Annotated in this window: 15 protein-coding genes and 1 tRNA gene; 9 read left to right on the forward strand and 7 right to left on the reverse strand. The window is 61.3% G+C overall.

The features are described from left to right. The first annotated feature begins 78 nt into the window (after positions 1-78). Together G4D79_RS28045 and G4D79_RS28050 are read left to right on the forward strand one after the other, a co-directional pair. Complete coding sequence (locus G4D79_RS28045) at positions 79-1,590, forward strand: APC family permease (protein WP_099698945.1); 1,512 nt, start codon at positions 79-81, stop codon at positions 1,588-1,590. Continuing rightward, positions 1,590-2,342: an IclR family transcriptional regulator gene (locus G4D79_RS28050; protein WP_007726535.1), complete on the forward strand. Its 753-nt coding sequence runs from the start codon at positions 1,590-1,592 to the stop codon at positions 2,340-2,342. The genes G4D79_RS28045 and G4D79_RS28050 overlap by 1 nt, the downstream gene beginning before the upstream one ends. 3 nt (positions 2,343-2,345) lie before the next feature. Here the strand turns inward: G4D79_RS28050 and G4D79_RS28055 are convergent, their stop codons facing one another. The 4 genes from G4D79_RS28055 to dcd all read right to left on the reverse strand — a co-directional run bounded on the left by G4D79_RS28055 (position 2,346) and on the right by dcd (position 5,077). Then, complete coding sequence (locus G4D79_RS28055; protein WP_099698946.1) at positions 2,346-3,869, reverse strand: hypothetical protein; 1,524 nt, start codon at positions 3,867-3,869, stop codon at positions 2,346-2,348. Positions 3,870-3,899: 30 nt separating this feature from the next. Beyond that, entirely contained in the window at positions 3,900-4,106 is a 207-nt protein-coding gene (locus G4D79_RS28060) for a hypothetical protein (protein ID WP_007726530.1), read from the reverse strand. Between the two features lie 91 nt (positions 4,107-4,197). After that, positions 4,198-4,482: a hypothetical protein gene (locus tag G4D79_RS28065; RefSeq protein WP_054187570.1), complete on the reverse strand. Its 285-nt coding sequence runs from the start codon at positions 4,480-4,482 to the stop codon at positions 4,198-4,200. A gap of 25 nt (positions 4,483-4,507) precedes the next feature. After that, positions 4,508-5,077, reverse strand: a complete 570-nt coding sequence (gene dcd, locus G4D79_RS28070; RefSeq protein WP_003943702.1) for a dCTP deaminase — start codon at positions 5,075-5,077, stop codon at positions 4,508-4,510. A gap of 305 nt (positions 5,078-5,382) precedes the next feature. Here dcd and G4D79_RS28075 point away from each other — a divergent pair. Then, positions 5,383-5,456 (forward strand) — tRNA-Gly (locus G4D79_RS28075). Positions 5,457-7,693: 2,237 nt separating this feature from the next. Here the strand turns inward: G4D79_RS28075 and G4D79_RS28080 are convergent. Next, positions 7,694-7,882, reverse strand: coding sequence for a hypothetical protein (locus G4D79_RS28080; RefSeq protein WP_099698828.1), 189 nt, complete (start codon positions 7,880-7,882; stop codon positions 7,694-7,696). A 58-nt stretch (positions 7,883-7,940) separates the two neighbouring features. Here G4D79_RS28080 and G4D79_RS28085 point away from each other — a divergent pair, with 58 nt between their 5' ends. Genes G4D79_RS28085 through G4D79_RS28095 form a run of 3 tightly spaced genes read left to right on the forward strand, consistent with a single transcriptional unit; the run spans position 7,941 to position 9,972 of the window. Next, positions 7,941-8,303: a GntR family transcriptional regulator gene (locus G4D79_RS28085; RefSeq protein WP_099698827.1), complete on the forward strand. Its 363-nt coding sequence runs from the start codon at positions 7,941-7,943 to the stop codon at positions 8,301-8,303. Beyond that, complete coding sequence (locus G4D79_RS28090; RefSeq protein ID WP_099698826.1) at positions 8,300-9,235, forward strand: ABC transporter ATP-binding protein; 936 nt, start codon at positions 8,300-8,302, stop codon at positions 9,233-9,235. The genes G4D79_RS28085 and G4D79_RS28090 overlap by 4 nt, the downstream gene beginning before the upstream one ends. Beyond that, positions 9,232-9,972 (forward strand): hypothetical protein, encoded by a 741-nt coding sequence (locus G4D79_RS28095; protein WP_007726514.1) that lies wholly within the window; start codon positions 9,232-9,234, stop codon positions 9,970-9,972. The genes G4D79_RS28090 and G4D79_RS28095 overlap by 4 nt, the downstream gene beginning before the upstream one ends. Positions 9,973-10,121: 149 nt before the next feature. Here G4D79_RS28095 and G4D79_RS28100 read toward each other — a convergent pair whose 3' ends face one another. Together G4D79_RS28100 and G4D79_RS28105 are read right to left on the reverse strand one after the other, a co-directional pair. Next, positions 10,122-10,613: an FBP domain-containing protein gene (locus tag G4D79_RS28100; RefSeq protein WP_007726512.1), complete on the reverse strand. Its 492-nt coding sequence runs from the start codon at positions 10,611-10,613 to the stop codon at positions 10,122-10,124. A gap of 200 nt (positions 10,614-10,813) precedes the next feature. Continuing rightward, a complete protein-coding gene (locus G4D79_RS28105; protein WP_042452341.1) occupies positions 10,814-11,431 on the reverse strand; it encodes a DUF1109 domain-containing protein in 618 nt (205 codons plus the stop codon). Between the two features lie 551 nt (positions 11,432-11,982). On the opposite strand from G4D79_RS28105, the gene G4D79_RS28110 reads away from it, so the two are divergent. The 3 genes from G4D79_RS28110 (at position 11,983) to G4D79_RS28120 (ending at position 15,600) form a co-directional block, all read left to right on the forward strand. Continuing rightward, the gene (locus G4D79_RS28110; RefSeq protein ID WP_180279698.1) at positions 11,983-13,278 is read left to right on the forward strand and encodes a hypothetical protein; all 1,296 of its coding nucleotides are present in this window, start codon (positions 11,983-11,985) and stop codon (positions 13,276-13,278) included. 46 nt (positions 13,279-13,324) lie between these two features. Continuing rightward, the gene (locus tag G4D79_RS28115) at positions 13,325-14,578 is read left to right on the forward strand and encodes a wax ester/triacylglycerol synthase domain-containing protein (protein ID WP_099698825.1); all 1,254 of its coding nucleotides are present in this window, start codon (positions 13,325-13,327) and stop codon (positions 14,576-14,578) included. A 137-nt stretch (positions 14,579-14,715) separates the two neighbouring features. Continuing rightward, positions 14,716-15,600: an MBL fold metallo-hydrolase gene (locus G4D79_RS28120; RefSeq protein ID WP_042452347.1), complete on the forward strand. Its 885-nt coding sequence runs from the start codon at positions 14,716-14,718 to the stop codon at positions 15,598-15,600. The last annotated feature ends 106 nt before the right edge of the window (positions 15,601-15,706 follow it).

A 15,706-nucleotide genomic window follows, 5' to 3' on the forward strand; every position in this document is an offset into this window, starting at 1 on the left:
TGCTCTCTCACCCGAGTGCGATCAGCGGAAGCATGCCCGCAATATCGGCGTTACAGAACCGGACTAGCGTGACGCGACATGTCCGCTCTCACCGAAGCCATCGCGCGGTCCTTCACCACGCGCGAGAAGCAGCCCCCGGCGCGATCACCGCTGCGGGCGTTGGGCCGTCGGCAACTCTCGGGCGCCGAAGTGCTGGCCCAGTCGGTGGCAACCACTGCCCCTGCTGTGTCGATGGTCGTTCTGCCCGTCACCATGCTGACACACGGCCGGTTGTTGAGCGGGATGATCACCATCATCGCGGCCACCGTGCTGGTGACGCTCATAGCCTTCTGCGTTTCGCAGTTCACTCGCCGAATGGCTGCGTCGGGCGGATTGCACAGCTTCGTCTTTCGTGGCCTGGGCACCCGGGCAGCATTGACCACCGGCATCGCCATGCTGGTCAAGTACGTCGGCAGCGCGGTGATGACGCTCTATCACGGCGGACAGGCCGCAATCGCATTGCTCGGCTTCGCGGGTGTGCACGTGGACAAGACTTTTCACGTCATCGCGCTCTATCTGGGGATAGCCTTGCTGATTCTCGGCGCTCTCGTGCGAAGTGTCAGATTTGCCGCGCTCGCGATCCTCGTCGTCGAAAGCTGTTCACTTCTGTTCATCGTCGGGCTCATGATCCTGGGCGGTTCCGGAAGTCAACAAGCACAGATCGTTCCACCCACCTCCGGCCACGGGTTGTTACTCACCGCCCTGGCTGCCGTGTTCGCTCTCGCCGGATTCGAGAGCGCGGCCTTCTTCGGCCCCGAGGCCCGTCGTCCGCTGGTAACCGTCACCCGCACAGTCCTTCTCACTCCGATCATCTGTGGATCGCTCTTCATCTTCGCGGGCTGGGCCGCTTGGTCCGGGCGCAGTGACACCCTCGTCAACGCCTATCTCCACGGAACGGCGACGGGCGTGAGCCCCGGTGTCGTGATCGCGCTCAACGTCGGTCTGGGGTGCTCGTGGCTGGCGTCCTCGATGGCGTCGTCCAATGCTGCGTCACGCCTGGTCTATTCGTTCGGTGTCGAGCGCCTACTCCCCCGCCGGTTCGCCTCGGTTCACAGTGCCTTCCGTACGCCCTACTTCGCATTGACTACCGTGGTCTGCACCGTCCTGCTGGGCGGCGGAACCTTTGCCGTTCTCGGGCGCGGAGAAATCTTCGACGACGTTCGACTGACTGTTCGCGGCGCCGTCATCGTGGCCTATGCACTGACGGCTATCGCATCCGTTGTCTTCCTGACACGGATCGGCGAGCACACTCCCGGCGTTCTCGCGGCCGCGTCGTGTGGCAGTGGTGCCGGAGCGATAGTCCTCGGTTACCTGGTTTATGCCAACACGATCGACCACGCGTACGTTGCACCGATCGCCGTGCTCGTGATCCTGACTTCGGGCACACTCTGGCAGTTCTACCTGCGACGCCGAAGCCCCGCAAGTCTGCTGCACGTCGGCGCTTTCGACAGTCCCGAAACCGAGGACGTACTACCAGGAGCTGGGGTGTTCGCCACCGACGCAGCCGGAAACATCGTGCTGGTGGGCGAGCCGACTGCCGGCGCCCGCTGATGGTGGGCCGACCACGCGACCTCGGTGGGCACGAACCCCGAGCGGTTCAGCGCGCCCTTGCCCTCCTCGAGTCGGCGGCCAGGCTCGGATCGGGAGCCACCGCCAAGGACATTGCCGCCCTGGCCGACATCCCACCTGCCACTGCGTATCGGTTACTCAACATCCTTGTCGCCGACGGTTACCTGGTTCGGATCGCCGACCTCTCCGGCTTCGCACTAGGCCGACGCACCCGTGAATTAGCCGGGGCTGCCGCCGAACCCACACCCATCGACAATTCGGTGCTCCTCGAAGAACTCCGCGAACAGCTACGGTTCGGCGTCTACCTCGCGTCGTTTGCAGAAAACAGAATTCGGCTCGTCGATCGCGATCCCGACCACGAACTCAGTGGTGAACGGACACTGGTCACAGCCGTTCACGCGTCGGCTATCGGGAAGCTGCTCCTCGCCAACCGACCCGAATTGGCCGAGGCCCCACTGCGAAAGGTCACCGCACACACCATCACCGACGGCGACGCGTTGGAACTCGAGCTCTCGCGGATCCGGCGCGGTGAGGCCGCCCGTGAGGTCGACGAGATTCGTGTCGGGCGCTCCGCCGTCGCCGTCCCGATCCACGACGCGGAAAGGTGTGTCGTCGGTGCCTTGGCTGCGATAGGTCCGACCGGCAGACTTTCCGTCGACGACGCAGACCTGGTGGCACTGCTGCGGGAGTACGCGGAACGCATCGTTGCACCGACGATGTCGAAGGCAAGCTGAAAGTCAGAGGCCGAACACACGTTTGGCAAAGCCGAGATGCTCGTCGGCCCAGCCGATGACGCCGAGCGTGGAATCGAGATTCTGCGGCGGAGTGCGCACCAAGGTGTCGCGTCGGACGAGTCGGTCGAAATCGACCTGAGCGCGGTCGAACTGGACCCCGGCCGTGACCATGATGTTCGCCAGTTCTTGCGCCATCACCCCGTACGCGACTGTCGTGGGATGAACGCCGTCGAGCGAGAAGAGGCCGCCCGAAGCGCGGCCGCCGCGACCGTCGGCGGAGAGGAACAGCGAGTCCGGCACGGGTTGCAAGTCGGTCAGCGCCTTGGGAAGGGGGTACGGCGTCCACCATGACGGCCGCGCATTGACGTCGGTGACGTAGCGCCGTGAGGCCACGCGCTCGAGCAACCCGGCAATATCGCAGAGGTACCAGTCCTTCCCCACCCGACGGGCATTCGCGACGGCTTGCTCGATTCCGTCGTTGTACATGTCGATTGCGGTGTCGACGGCCCACGCCTGCGCGCCGGTGATGTGCTGATCGCGTTGTGGGTCGAAGTCGGTGTCGCGCACCCACGGTCGTGCGTAGTACGGGAAGTAGCGGGATCCGATTTCGATCTTCCCCCCGAGCCCGTGGGCGATCGGTGCGATGGTCACGTGTGGGACGGTGCAGAGGATGACGTGCTGCGCGTTGATCTTCCGGATCGCGGCGAGCACCTCGGCATACTCCGACGCGAAGTGCTCAGGCCGCCACACCGTGTAGTCGCGCTTGCCGACCGGATCACGGAAGTTGTTGCCGCTCCACTCGACTCGGAGTTCGGTGACGGTGCGGAGCGCGTTGTTGGCACCGAGGAAGACGATCAGAGTTTCGATGCCTTCCTTGCCCAACTCCGCTGCTGCGTCGAACGCGGTCATACGCTTCTCGGCGTCGGAGCCTCGCGGCAGAACTCGCAGTGCGGCGCGCTCGCCGTTGTTCTCGACGATCTGGCTGATCAAATCGTCGTGCGGTTGGTGAAGAGCATCCTCGCAGCCCTGCGCCGTCTTGGTCAGAGCGTCACGAAGATCCCACCCGTACACCGAGAGGTTGTGGTTGATTATCGAGAATGTCGGCGCTTCGCTGCCCGGTCCGCGTTCCCAATAGTCCTCTACCTGATCCATGAACGCGCGCGCAGCAAAGAGTGCGAGCGGCACCTCCCAGAGGTCGAGCCGTGGGCCGAAGCGCTCCTCGAGGGTGCGGAGCAACAGTTCGATGTTGAGCGGAAGCCCGCCCGGGCCGCCGTAACGGGGAAAGCGGAACTGGTCGAGCCGGCCCAGCTGGTGAGCAATGATCGCCGGGTACGACAGATCGGTATTGAAGATCGCCCCGCTCTGGAATCCCTGCGACAGCGAATCGCCGATGACCACCAACCGGTGGGGAGCATCTCCCCCTGGCGGAACTACCGGAATCCCCACTGTGGGATCGAACTGCGGAACCCTTGGTCCGCCGGCGGCCGCGGCCACGACGTCGTCGGGAGTATCGGATGGAAGTTCCATGCCCACTCACCTCCGGAAAAGTCGAGCTGGTCAGCTGATCAGTGGTGGCTTACGCCGATCGGCATTGTCCTGCTCCGATTGCTTCTCGATCGACCTGACAACCTCGTCGGCCCACTGTTGATTTCGCCCGTCGAATTCCGCGCGGTCCCGACGCGCGATACCCCGCCCCACCAGGATGGCAATCGGAATGGAACACACGACCCATACGAGTAGTACGCCTCCGACAATCCACCACATAACCAGTAATTGTGCCCGATTCGACGACTGTTGTGCTCCAGGTCGAAACATCTGTCCGAATCGTGGCGGTCAATCCAGGTGAGCGCGCAGGTCAGAAACGATCTGCGCCGACGGTTTCGCGGGCTTTGCGAACCTGATTCCAACCACGAGCGGCGATGCCGAAGGCAACAAGCGACATCAGATCCGAGACCGTCAGACCGTGTTCTCTGTTCAACGACCACAAGACCTGACCTTCCAGCGGTCCATTGAAGAACAGCCACGCCACCCCTGCACAGACGGTCACAACAACACTGGCTTTGGACGGCTTCATCAAACACACGGTGCTGGTCACGAACAACAAGTTCATGAAAACCAGACCGTAGAAAATTCCGATCATGCGACTCCCCCCGAAGTTCGTTCGTTCAGCCGCGGTTGAAGTTCAGGTACGCCTTCGACGGTGTCGGGCCGCGCTGGCCCTGGTATTTGGATCCGGCCTCGGAGCTTCCGTAGGGGAACTCTGCAGCGCTCGAGAGCTTGAGCAGGCAGAGCTGTCCGATCTTCATTCCCGGCCAGAGCGTGATCGGCAGGTTTGCGACGTTGGACAGCTCCAGTGTGATGTGGCCGCTGAAACCCGGGTCGATGAAGCCGGCGGTGGAGTGCGTCAAAAGGCCCAGGCGCCCGAGGCTCGACTTACCTTCGAGACGGCCGGCGAGGTCGTTCGGCAGTGAGCACACTTCGAGAGTCGAACCGAGAACGAACTCGCCGGGATGAAGCACAAACGGCTCGCCCTCTGCCGGTTCGACCAGGCTGGTCAACTCGTCCTGGCGAAGTGCCGGGTCGATGTGCGTGTACCGCGTGTTGTTGAAAACCCGAAACAGACCGTCCAGGCGCACGTCGACGCTCGACGGTTGCACCATGGAGTCGTCGAAAGGGTCGATACCCAGACGTCCAACGGAGATTTCGGCACGGATGTCACGATCGGAGAGCAGCACAGGTAGAGGCTACCGGTTCTGCGGGCAGTGCCGGCCCATCGCCGGGGCGATCACACTGTGGTTACCGAACACGATGCGCGGGTTCTGGACTCCCACTGGAGAGCCCAGCCCCACCTATCTCAAGTTCTCCATCCCGAAAGGTGTTCCTGCGCACAAATTTTGGGCAAATCATTTACCGAAGGCGCCGACTTCGACACGCCTGTGTTGATCAATGGCGGCCGGGGACACCGCCGCTTGAAAGCTCGTCTGATAATGTTCGGAAAGCACGTTGATCGGCGGTGAAAACACGTCCGGTCGGCTGCGACGCCGATGTAGTTCAATGGTAGAACATCAGCTTCCCAAGCTGAATACGCGGGTTCGATTCCCGTCATCGGCTCCACAGATTCTCCGCAGTTCAGAGCCCTTTTGGGGCAGTCGAACTTCGCTTGTTTGGGACCCAATCCTGTGACAGGTACACGGCAGGTACACAACCCCCTCCATTCAGTGATCAGTCAATGTGAATCCAACGAAAATGGGGGTGCTAGAGGACCGCGTCTCGGAATTCTGCAGTTCATCGATGCAGTCCGACTGGTCGTCCCCCGGCCTGAATCGGTGTCCATTGCGCGCACTGTCAGGAGAGTGCTGTCGACCTCGAAGCCGATGGTCGCCGGTACCTCGGTTCGTTTGCCGTCCATCAGTGATTCGAGCGCGACTACCAACCGATGGGGTTGGAAACTGTCTCCGCTCGGACTCCGCGCGCTTATCAGTTGAAGTTTTTGAAACCGATCTGCCGTAGCGCACCCGGACACCGGGGACCACAACTCACGCAAGAATGCAGATCTTCTCACAATCACAACTGTGAAAATACCCAAGTCCGTCAAAAATCACCTTCGAAAAGAATCAAGTACGTATTCTTCCTAAGTATCGGACGCCCTAACCGTAAGTGCCAATGTAAGACCATCGCTCTGCACGGATCCGGAGAGCCGGATAAAGCTCGAAGAAATACCCCAGTTTCGAGGAATGTCACATTAGCGTCGTGCTACCTTCCCGACGATCTTTAGAAACCGGCAGATTGGCCCCAATTCGATAGAAGGCCGTAGGTGTCCAGAGTCGAAACCTTATTCCCCGCAAGCATCGCAGCGCCTTCCCTGGTTATGACGTTCGGAGCTACGGCTTCTCACGCAACTCCCAAACCGGGCAACTTTGGCGCAGGTGCTTCTGGTGGACCTTGGTTGGTGGACTACAACTCCTCGAATCGCCTCGGATATATCAGGACAGTCACCTCATTCGGTCCAGGCTCGCCCGCTTACATTGCAGGTCCCAATTTCGATAGCAGGACATCTGCCCTGTATGCAGTGGCGAATCTTGCCGGGCCCTAGACGGAGCGAGGAGGTGAATTCAAATGGATAACGTCCTCTTTGCTATCGTCAACATGATCGTGGCGATGGCGAACGGTTCCACGATCCCCTTCTCATTAGAAGGCGCAGGGCCACTAACCGCTCCCGACTTGTAGAGAAGATCGGCCGACCGCATGTGGATGACATTTTCAGCTCTGCCTGAAACCTGCATATCAGAAGATGCGTGGATCGTGCGGTGGTCACAAACATAAGCTCCCCTTCCTGGCCAGGAAGGGGAGCTTATGTTTGACAGGTCTCAAATAGTCGGTCGAGGCCGCCCCGAATAGGATCAGCAACCGAATGTCACAGCGCCGACTGGTTTGATCACGCGAGTGTGCACCGTGAGCAGAATTCACACAGAGGTCGATTAATGTGCATCTGCTGAATCAGCCTCCTCAGCTCCGTTTGATCGAATACGTCTGCTGGCTCGACCCTTGCCACGGTGAGGCAAGCTACCGATCTCGGACGCGGGCGGGCGCTGTCTCTTGATGTTGATGTTGACCACGATGGACCTGTACCTAGTTGGCACTGACCAATTTAGGTCGTCGAACAGGTAGCCGGTGGAAGCGCTTCGGTCTTCGGCCTCATCACGAGCGGCCGCTATGTGGTGAGAATCGGTCGGTCTCCTCTTGAAATGTAGTCGGCGAATCGTTCAATTCCTGCTTGTGAGAAGCTTCCTCGACCTGCGCGTCTAAGTGCGGCTTCGACGAATGGGAGCGGTTTCCTGCGGTATGTGCGGTAGATGCTGTCTAGTACTGGTTGCAGTGCCCGGCGTGCGAGGTCTGCTGTTTCCGGGTCTGAACCCCCGAATTTCACTGTCACATTCGGCATAGATACCCCTGCTGGTCGAGTGTCCGATTCCCTGGCCGGAAGCGTACGTATCGGGATTGCAAATCAGTACAGAAACACCAAAACGGGGCGCTAAGTCCCTACTTGCGGTGGATACGACTCCGTCTTTGGGTTGACGAAAAGGGGCCCGACCGCCGCGTGCGGTCCGGCTTCCGTTCTACGACTACGGGTTACGCCCCGAAGCCGAGGCCGCGGGTTTCGTCTGTTCACGTTGGGTGGCGAATTGCCGATGCTGACGGGTGTTTCGGTCAACGCGTACGTGAACTCTCCATCGACAACGTCCATGCAGAATGACCCCCGCGACATAGTTGCCGTCTTCGATGAGGTGGCCGAATTCATTGAGGCAATAACTACCGGCCACCCGAAGGTGCCCCGTCCCGTGGTCAACCACCTAGATCGGCGGTTCCACGGTTCCGCAGAAGCTCAATGCCTGTGCGCAACGCCCCGGGATCTGGAAGTCGTAGCTGGTCTGCATCCAAGCTGTTCCATCAGCCTCTGCGATGAATGCCCCGATGGGTAGCGCTCGGAGACCCACGTCATCGGTGCCAGATTCCGCGATCTCATTGCCAACATGCTCCACGACGTTCTATGGTTCATTACATGAGTAATGAACCAGTGAACACCGGGCGTCGATCATCGTGATCGACGACGGACGACCACTGTTCCAGCAGATCGCCGAGCAGATCGAAGGCTCGATCATCGACGGCTCCCTGCCGGAAGACGGGCAGGTGCCCTCAACCAACGAACTGGCCGCGTTCCACCGAATCAATCCGGCGACGGCAGCCAAGGGCCTCAATCAGCTCGTAGGCGAGGGGATCCTCTACAAGAAACGGGGAATCGGAATGTTCGTCACGGTCGGTGCCCGCGACGCACTCAGGTTCAGACGCCGAGAAGCGTTCGCGCGCCAGTACATCGAGCCGCTGTTCGCAGAGGCCGACCGGCTCCAGATTTCCCTCGACGAACTCAAATCCATGCTGGACGACAGGAAGGCGGACCGATGAACGCGAGCACGACAACGACCAAGTCGCACGTCAGGCGTTTCGACGAGACCGAACTCGTCGCCTCGATGCGTTCGGTGGACAGACAGTACGGGGATGTCGACGCGCTCGCGGACGTCTCGTTCGAGATCAGCCGCAACAAGATCTACGGCCTACTCGGCCGTAACGGCGCAGGCAAGACGACGATCATGCAGATACTGACCGGGCAGGACCTGCACACCAGCGGCGACGTCGAAGTTTTCGGGGCCGCCCCTTTCGAGAATGCCGACGTCCTGGCGAACGTGTGCTTCGTCAAGGAAAGCCAGACGTACCCCGAAGACCTCAAGGTCAAGCACGTACTCGTCGCCGCCGGCCATCTACTCCCGAATTGGGACCACGCGTTCGCCGAGACACTGCTTGACGATTTCCAACTTCCCCTGTGCCGCAAGGTGAAGAAGCTCTCGCGCGGCATGCGGTCAGCGTTGGGAGTGATCATCGGACTTGCCTCCTGTGCACCGCTCACGCTTTTCGACGAGCCGTATCTCGGTCTCGATGCCGTTGCACGCCAACTGTTCTACGATCGCCTGCTTGCGGACTACGCCGAACATCCTCGCACTGTGGTGCTTTCGACTCACCTGATCGACGAGGTAGCCAATCTACTCGAGCACGTGATTGTCGTCGACGGCGGCCGGATTGTCGTCGACGCAGACGCGGATGCACTGCGTAGCCGCGCCGTGGTGGTATCCGGTCCCATTGATGCGGTGGATGCCGTTGCTGCGTCCGGCAGGGTCCTGCGCCGGGAGACACTGGGCGCCCACAGCCGAATCATGTTGCAGGCCGATGTGACAGAGACCGAGCGAAACCGACTGCGGGAGGCAGGAGTCCAAGTGGAACCGGCATCTTTGCAGGAACTTGTCATCGCGACTTCGACGCAGCGCAAGGAGATCACCGTATGAGTATCGCAACGACAGAGCCACGGACGGTCCCGAAGACGCCCGCTCGGTCCAGGATCGGTGCCGTCCTACAACTGCACACGGTCGCGTGGCCGTTGCTGATCGCCTGGCCGGTGGGCATCCTGTTGATCTCGTTCCTGATCAGCTTCACTATCTACGCGATCGTCGGGAATGAGGAGGGTGAGGGATTCACCGGCAGTGTGTTCTCGGTCTACGGTTTCGTGCTGGCGTTCTACCTCCAGTCGATGACGCAGACGTTCCCATTCGCGCTCGGACTGAGCGTGACTCGCCGCGAGTTCTTCACTGCCACCACGGTTATGGCGCTGGCACAGTCCGCAGTCTTCGCAATCGCGCTGCAACTGCTGTCCGTGCTGGAGTCCGCCACCAACGGCTGGGGTGTGCACATGCGCATGTTCGGCATCGCACGCTATTTCACCGACAACACCGCCGTACAGTTGCTCGCACTGTTCGCGACGCTGCTGCTGACCAGTTCGATCGCAATGCTGGCAGGTGCTATCTACCAGCGGTGGAGGATCACCGGTCTACTCGCCTCCCTCACCGGGCTTTTCGGCTTGCTCGGCTTGTCAGCGATCGCGATCACCTGGGCTGGGTGGTGGCCGGCGATCGGTTCGTGGTTTGTCGATACTCCCCGAGTGGTACCGATGGCACTACTCCCTCTGGCCCTTGCCATCGCGTGCATCGCCGGAGCCTGGGCGACGTTGCGTCGAGCAACGCCGTGACCGCGCAATCATGTGCGACGCCACATGTCGCGTCGTCTCGAAGTGCTCGTCGGATCAAACCCGTCTAGACAGCTCGTCCCCCTCCCTGAGTCAGGAAAGGGGGACGAACGTCGCAACAGGGTGCTATCTCGTCCCCGATTTGGTCCGCTCTACTGCCGAGCCACCCGCTCGACAAAACTCGAAGCCCGCAGCACCAGTTCATCTTTCCGGTTCTGGCGCGCAGCGGCGGCATCGTAGCCGGCATACGGGAGCGGGGGGTCGTTACGAACATTGGACGAGCACTGGAAGTCTCGGCAGATCAGTGTTCCGACCGTGCTGCCACGTCGACCGGCGGGCCCGGCCAACTTGGCGCCGTAGAAGACGACCTCGTTGGGGAGTCGCGTGTCGCGGCACCAGGAGCACTGGGCGCGCGATCGCGGAGTGGCCTCGGCTTGAACGAGCAAGACTCCGATGGTCTCCCCGTCGAGTGTCGGGACGATCGCGTAGGCGCGTCGGCCCATTTTCGGATCTCGCCAGCCCAGGTAGTCGAGAGCGTCGAAGTCGATGGTGCCGAAGCCGTCCGGCAGGGTGAGATCGGACTTCTCCTTACGACTCGCGTTGACGAGGCTGGAACGAATAGATGTATCGGTCAAAATGATCATGGGTGTATACCAATCGTGGCTCGGTGAAGGTGGGTACAGCTCATGGCCCGATCAGCACCAAGTGCTGTCGGGTCCGAAATGCGCTATCTGTCGCCGGCGAAGACGACGCCGACAACCCCCTCACGCCCATGGGGCGTCACCGTGTACGTATCCACACCGCGATGGTAGCTACAGGCCTGCGTTACAGGCCACTCGATTTATCAGTCACGCCATACCGCCGTGAACTCGTACCAAGGTCCGCCGAGGTGAGTTGCGGAGAAATCATCGAACCCCGATGGTGGGCCGCTGGGCGAGTACACCCACCCACTCGAGGTGATGAACATGCTGTCGTTGTCGATGAAGTAGACCTCATCCGGCCGCACGACATGGGCACTACTGATATCGAACTGGCCGATCTCGAGCTCTTCCACGGTCGATTCAGGCTGCTCCAAAAGACCAATCGCGATGGTCTCGAACTCTCCGCTCTTGTCGAGGAAAGTTGCCGGCGGCATCAACAACACCAGAGCTACTGCAGCGATGACGGCGATCGGGGAGGACAGAATCCACCACGACCACCGCCGGTCCTGGCCAAGGACATAGAGGGTGCGGATCGCCCACACCAGACCGACCACGATCAAGATGAGCAGAGCCGCGGCGCTGACGAGGAAGGGATCCAACCATCTGTACTCCCCGAACGGCGAAGGCCACCAACCGTAATGCCGGCAGACCAACGCAATGAGCGGAACAACGGTGAATGCCAAAAGAATCGGCCCCGGTGGCTTGGATGACTCCGGAGGGTCAGCTACCAACCATTCACCCAGCGACTTCGGCCTTCTCATCACCCCACCGTATCTGCAGGTCGTGGCAAACTCAGTTACACGGCTAATACCTTTGCAGTACAAGCACTCTCGTTCCACTCACAACAACCAACGCAGCGATCGGCACTCTCGCCGCAACCGACACAGATGGACAAACCTCACAATTCGCAGATTCAACGTGCCGATCATGCGACAATCGGACGGTGAACGAGACCGCGAGTGGAGTTTCGCACCCGCACCGACCGCGACTGCTGAGCGTCGGCGTCCTACTCTCCGCCGCCCTCCTGTGGTCCACTCCCCTCGCCGCTGCCGCGCCCACCGAACCTGGGCCGGCCAGTTGCATATCATTCGGAACCGCCCAACTGCCACCAGGTGCGCCCTCCGGTGGAGGTCGAGTCGGGTTGGCAAACCTGCCGACATTCACCGGTTCAACCGCCCCCAGCTCGGTCCAGATCCGCACGCCAACTACGCAATTCAATCGTTTCTGGGACTTCGCGCTAGTCGACCACGACTTACTCGCTCGGCCGCGAGAGACAGGCGCATCAACGGCTCAACCGTGGCGTTTCGTGCCGATGCCCGAGTGCCTGCGTGGACGACTGGTCGGGATATCACTGGACGACGACGAACTCGTCGCGGTCGACGACAACGGCTGGATCTACACGATGGACAACGCATCCCAGGATCCGCTGGTGTGGAATTGGACCTCGGCATGGGGCGCACCGCTGTGGAGCGGTCCCGGCCGACAACTCCCCGGAGACCACCCGAACGGGTGGGCACTGAGCGTCTCGTCGCCTTGGGACAACCAAACTTTCACCGACGTCGCAGGACGGATTCACTTCGTCGGACTCGCCAAGATGACGATGATCCCCACGTTGACCGGGGACGGCAGCCGAATAACCTACGCGGACCCGTGGCTGCCCAACGACGACAGCTACGAGATCGGCGGCCCGCTCGGCGGGCGATTCCAGGCGGACTCGCTGTCGGCGGCCGGATCAACCACTTTCGTGATGAACAAGTACGGCGACATGTACACCCGCACATTTGATTTCGATTCTTCGGGATCGGACTCGATCTTCTTCCGCTACAGCTGGGAAGATCAGTCGGACAAGCCGTCGGCACCCAACCTCGTGGCCGAAACACTGGACCGCAGCACCGCCGCGATCCAACTTCCGGCCCCCGACTGGGTGCACCAGCCCAAAATTCCCGGTGAAGTTACATCCGCGATCAGTGTGCACTCACTCGGTCCCGGCCCGAACCGGCGGGAATTGCGTGTCGAGGGTCTCCGCGGCGCCGAATCCGGCTTCTGGCACAAGGATCTCGTCGGCGGCGACTGGGAGTTCACACCGACCGGCGCGTCTCTCCTCGGCGCACTGGTCGAAAACGCGCCGACAGACCGGTCGACGGATACCCTGTCCCCCGCTGCCCCCTGGCACTTGTCCACGACCCTGCCCGCCCGCGACGGTGCCATCGACGGTCAGACTCTGATCGACATCGGGTTTCCGTACTCTGTGGTGGATCCGCGTCTGCTCGACGCGATCGGCCAGCACGCACAACCGTCCGGATACCGACTGGACGTGGACCATTTCGACCCGGTCGCCACCACGCGGACCGCGACCGTGACTGCACCGGATGGCACGGTTCTTCCGGTCGTCCTGCACACCGCCGACGGACTACGGATGACTCCCCGCGCATCCGGCCTCGATGCCGATCCGCGCCACCTCGTCGGGGCAATCGAGATCCCGTCGGACGCGTACGCGGATCGGGCATCGAACCCCGCTCTGGACGCGTTCGTGCAGGACTGGATGCATGGAAACCCCATTGCCGCGATCACGCTCAGCGCCACCGACCACGACTTGGTGATCCGCTAGCCGAAACCAGCGCCGTCCACCGTGTCGCCTCGATTAGGCTCAGCAGATGGTCGACACCACACCCGACGTGCCGATATCACCCGTCGACGCTGCGAGCTTCCAGCTCGGTGTGCACGTCCAGCCCTACCTGGTCACTATTGCCGGACTGCTCGCTCCTGGTGGCTTCGTCGATCGAGACGGTCGACCTGATCTAGTGCGACTTCACCGCACTCTCGCCGCTCACATCGCGCAGGAGCCGTTACTGCGGCAGCGACCGATCATACGGAACGGGTCATGGTGGTGGACGGAAAACGACATCGACTTCGACCTCCATCTCTCGCTTGACGAACGCGGGCCTACAGAACCCGACTTCGAATCCGTCTGTGGTCGACTCGTGATGCAACCCCTCGACACCACCCGACCGTTGTGGCACATCGCCTTTGTTCCTGCAGCTCGACCGGGTCTGTGCGGCATCGTCATCCGAGTGCATCATGCGGTTCTCGACGGCGCCAGAGCCAGCGACCTTTTCGAGCGCTTGTTCGCTCCACCTGATTCGAAAAGTACCGACCCGGGCGCTCCCGTGCCGAACATCCCTCCGAAGGCCGCCGGTTCCCTCGACCTCCTCCGATTTCGAATCGGTACTTTCCTGCACCGGCCAATCCGATCACGGGTGTTGCTGGGCGCCTTTGGTCCCACGAGATCGATCTCGTCCGTCAACGTCCGCACCTCTCTGATCGAGCATGCCGCGCAGCAAGCGGGAGGCACTTTGAACGATGCCTATCTCGTTGCGGTGGGCGGCGGACTGCGATTCATCCTCCAAGAATGCGGCGAGCCCATCCCCAAGTCGATTGCGGTATCGGTACCCGTCGCAGTCACAGCGATCGGTAGCGCACGCAATGCCGTCGGGTTCATGATCATCGACCTTCCACTTCGTGAAACCGACCCACAACGCACAGTCGCGATCGTCGCGAAGCAAACCGCTGCGGCCAAACCTTCCGCACGCGCTGCGGGAACAACCTTTCGGTCACCGCGTATCGCCGGCGTTTTCGACAAGCTCGCAAAGCGGCAGCACATGATCGGTGCAGTCGTGTCCAACGTCCATGGACCGCGCGGCCCGCTCACGCTCGACGGGGCAGCGCTAGTCGAACTCTGGCCTCTGGGCCCGTTGGCGGGCAATGTCCGCGTCGGCTTCACCGCAGCGTCCTACAACGACACATTCTGGATCGGAATCCAGGCCGATGCCGAGCATCTCCCACCTGCAAGCAAGATCGCCCGAGCCGTCGAACGGACTCTCGACGAAATAGCCGGCACTGCACACTGACTGGATCTACTGCCACTATCCGATGCACCTCGCCGCTTGGGCAACGGATACTGTCGAGACGTCTCGACAACATCTCCACTGATTCGAGCCTGCAAGCCGGTGTCGTCACGACACGATCGTCACGAGGAAGGCGAAAGATGTTCACACCTGCAGAATTCGGCAAGGTCTCGGTACTGGTTCCTGAGAACGGTGGTGCCGTCCCCTACGGGAACACCGTGGTAGTGCACGGATCTGAAAGCACGCTCGTCATCGACCCTTCGCTCTCCCTCGACCGCGACCCCGTCGGCGCAGACCTCGTATTCGTCAGCCACGGGCACGAGGACCACATCGCCGGACTACGCCATTTCGACACCCCGGCCTATGCGCACCATCTCGACGCACCCGCAGTCGCATCCCTCGACACGATGCTCACCAATTACGGCCTTCCTCCGAACGAACGAGTCGAGGTCCAGCAGTCGATCGCTACGCAATACGGCATACCCCCGACCCACGAGAACGTGTCGGGGATCGCGGGCGGCCACGTCTTCGACCTCGGCGACCGCACTGCGACAGTCATTCATTTGCCAGGGCACACCCGCGGACACTGCGGGGTCCTCGTCGAACCCGACGGCTTCTTCTACGTCGCCGACATCGACCTCACCTCCTTCGGCCCGATGTACGGCGACCTGGGTAGCAGCGTCAACGACTTCCTCGACTCCATCGACCACGTCGCAACGATCGACGCACGCTGGTACGGAACATTCCATCAGAAGGGCGTGGTCGAGGGCAGCGACGAGTTCCGTCGCCGGTTGTCCGCATACCGCGACAAATTACTGAGCCGCGAAGACCGTCTCATCCAATTCCTCGGCGAACCAAAACTCTTGGAAGACATAGTCGCTCATCGACTCGTCTACCGCCCCCACGTATCGGCCCCGTACGTCGACGCCGTCGAACGACGGACAGCTCAGCTACACCTCGAACGACTCATCGCATCCGGTGCCGTCACAGTCGACGAAGACAAGGTGTTTCGCCGGACCCTCTGACATCCCTGGCGAACTGATCGCGCCATTTCGGATACTTCCGAAAATCGGACCGAAGTTCACCGAAAAAATCTGGCACTCGAGGTTGCAGAGTGCCAGTTTGGCTGGT

The sequence above is a fragment of the Rhodococcus sp. WY5 genome (assembly GCF_018588185.1).
Classification (GTDB): Bacteria; Actinomycetota; Actinomycetes; order Mycobacteriales; family Mycobacteriaceae; genus Rhodococcus_F; species Rhodococcus_F qingshengii.

What these genes read in the sequence shown, in the direction of transcription:
- G4D79_RS28105 (WP_042452341.1), bottom strand. Translation starts at nt 11,431, where the DNA reads ATGAGAAGGCCGAAGTCGCTGGGTGAATGGTTGGTAGCTGACCCTCCG.
- G4D79_RS28110 (WP_180279698.1), top strand. Translation starts at nt 11,983, where the DNA reads ATGCCCGAGTGCCTGCGTGGACGACTGGTCGGGATATCACTGGACGAC.
- G4D79_RS28100 (WP_007726512.1), bottom strand. Translation starts at nt 10,613, where the DNA reads ATGATCATTTTGACCGATACATCTATTCGTTCCAGCCTCGTCAACGCG.
- G4D79_RS28095 (WP_007726514.1), top strand. Translation starts at nt 9,232, where the DNA reads ATGAGTATCGCAACGACAGAGCCACGGACGGTCCCGAAGACGCCCGCT.
- G4D79_RS28065 (WP_054187570.1), bottom strand. Translation starts at nt 4,482, where the DNA reads ATGATCGGAATTTTCTACGGTCTGGTTTTCATGAACTTGTTGTTCGTG.
- G4D79_RS28045 (WP_099698945.1), top strand. Translation starts at nt 79, where the DNA reads ATGTCCGCTCTCACCGAAGCCATCGCGCGGTCCTTCACCACGCGCGAG.
- G4D79_RS28050 (WP_007726535.1), top strand. Translation starts at nt 1,590, where the DNA reads ATGGTGGGCCGACCACGCGACCTCGGTGGGCACGAACCCCGAGCGGTT.
- G4D79_RS28055 (WP_099698946.1), bottom strand. Translation starts at nt 3,869, where the DNA reads ATGGAACTTCCATCCGATACTCCCGACGACGTCGTGGCCGCGGCCGCC.
- G4D79_RS28060 (WP_007726530.1), bottom strand. Translation starts at nt 4,106, where the DNA reads ATGTGGTGGATTGTCGGAGGCGTACTACTCGTATGGGTCGTGTGTTCC.
- G4D79_RS28090 (WP_099698826.1), top strand. Translation starts at nt 8,300, where the DNA reads ATGAACGCGAGCACGACAACGACCAAGTCGCACGTCAGGCGTTTCGAC.
- G4D79_RS28115 (WP_099698825.1), top strand. Translation starts at nt 13,325, where the DNA reads ATGGTCGACACCACACCCGACGTGCCGATATCACCCGTCGACGCTGCG.
- G4D79_RS28120 (WP_042452347.1), top strand. Translation starts at nt 14,716, where the DNA reads ATGTTCACACCTGCAGAATTCGGCAAGGTCTCGGTACTGGTTCCTGAG.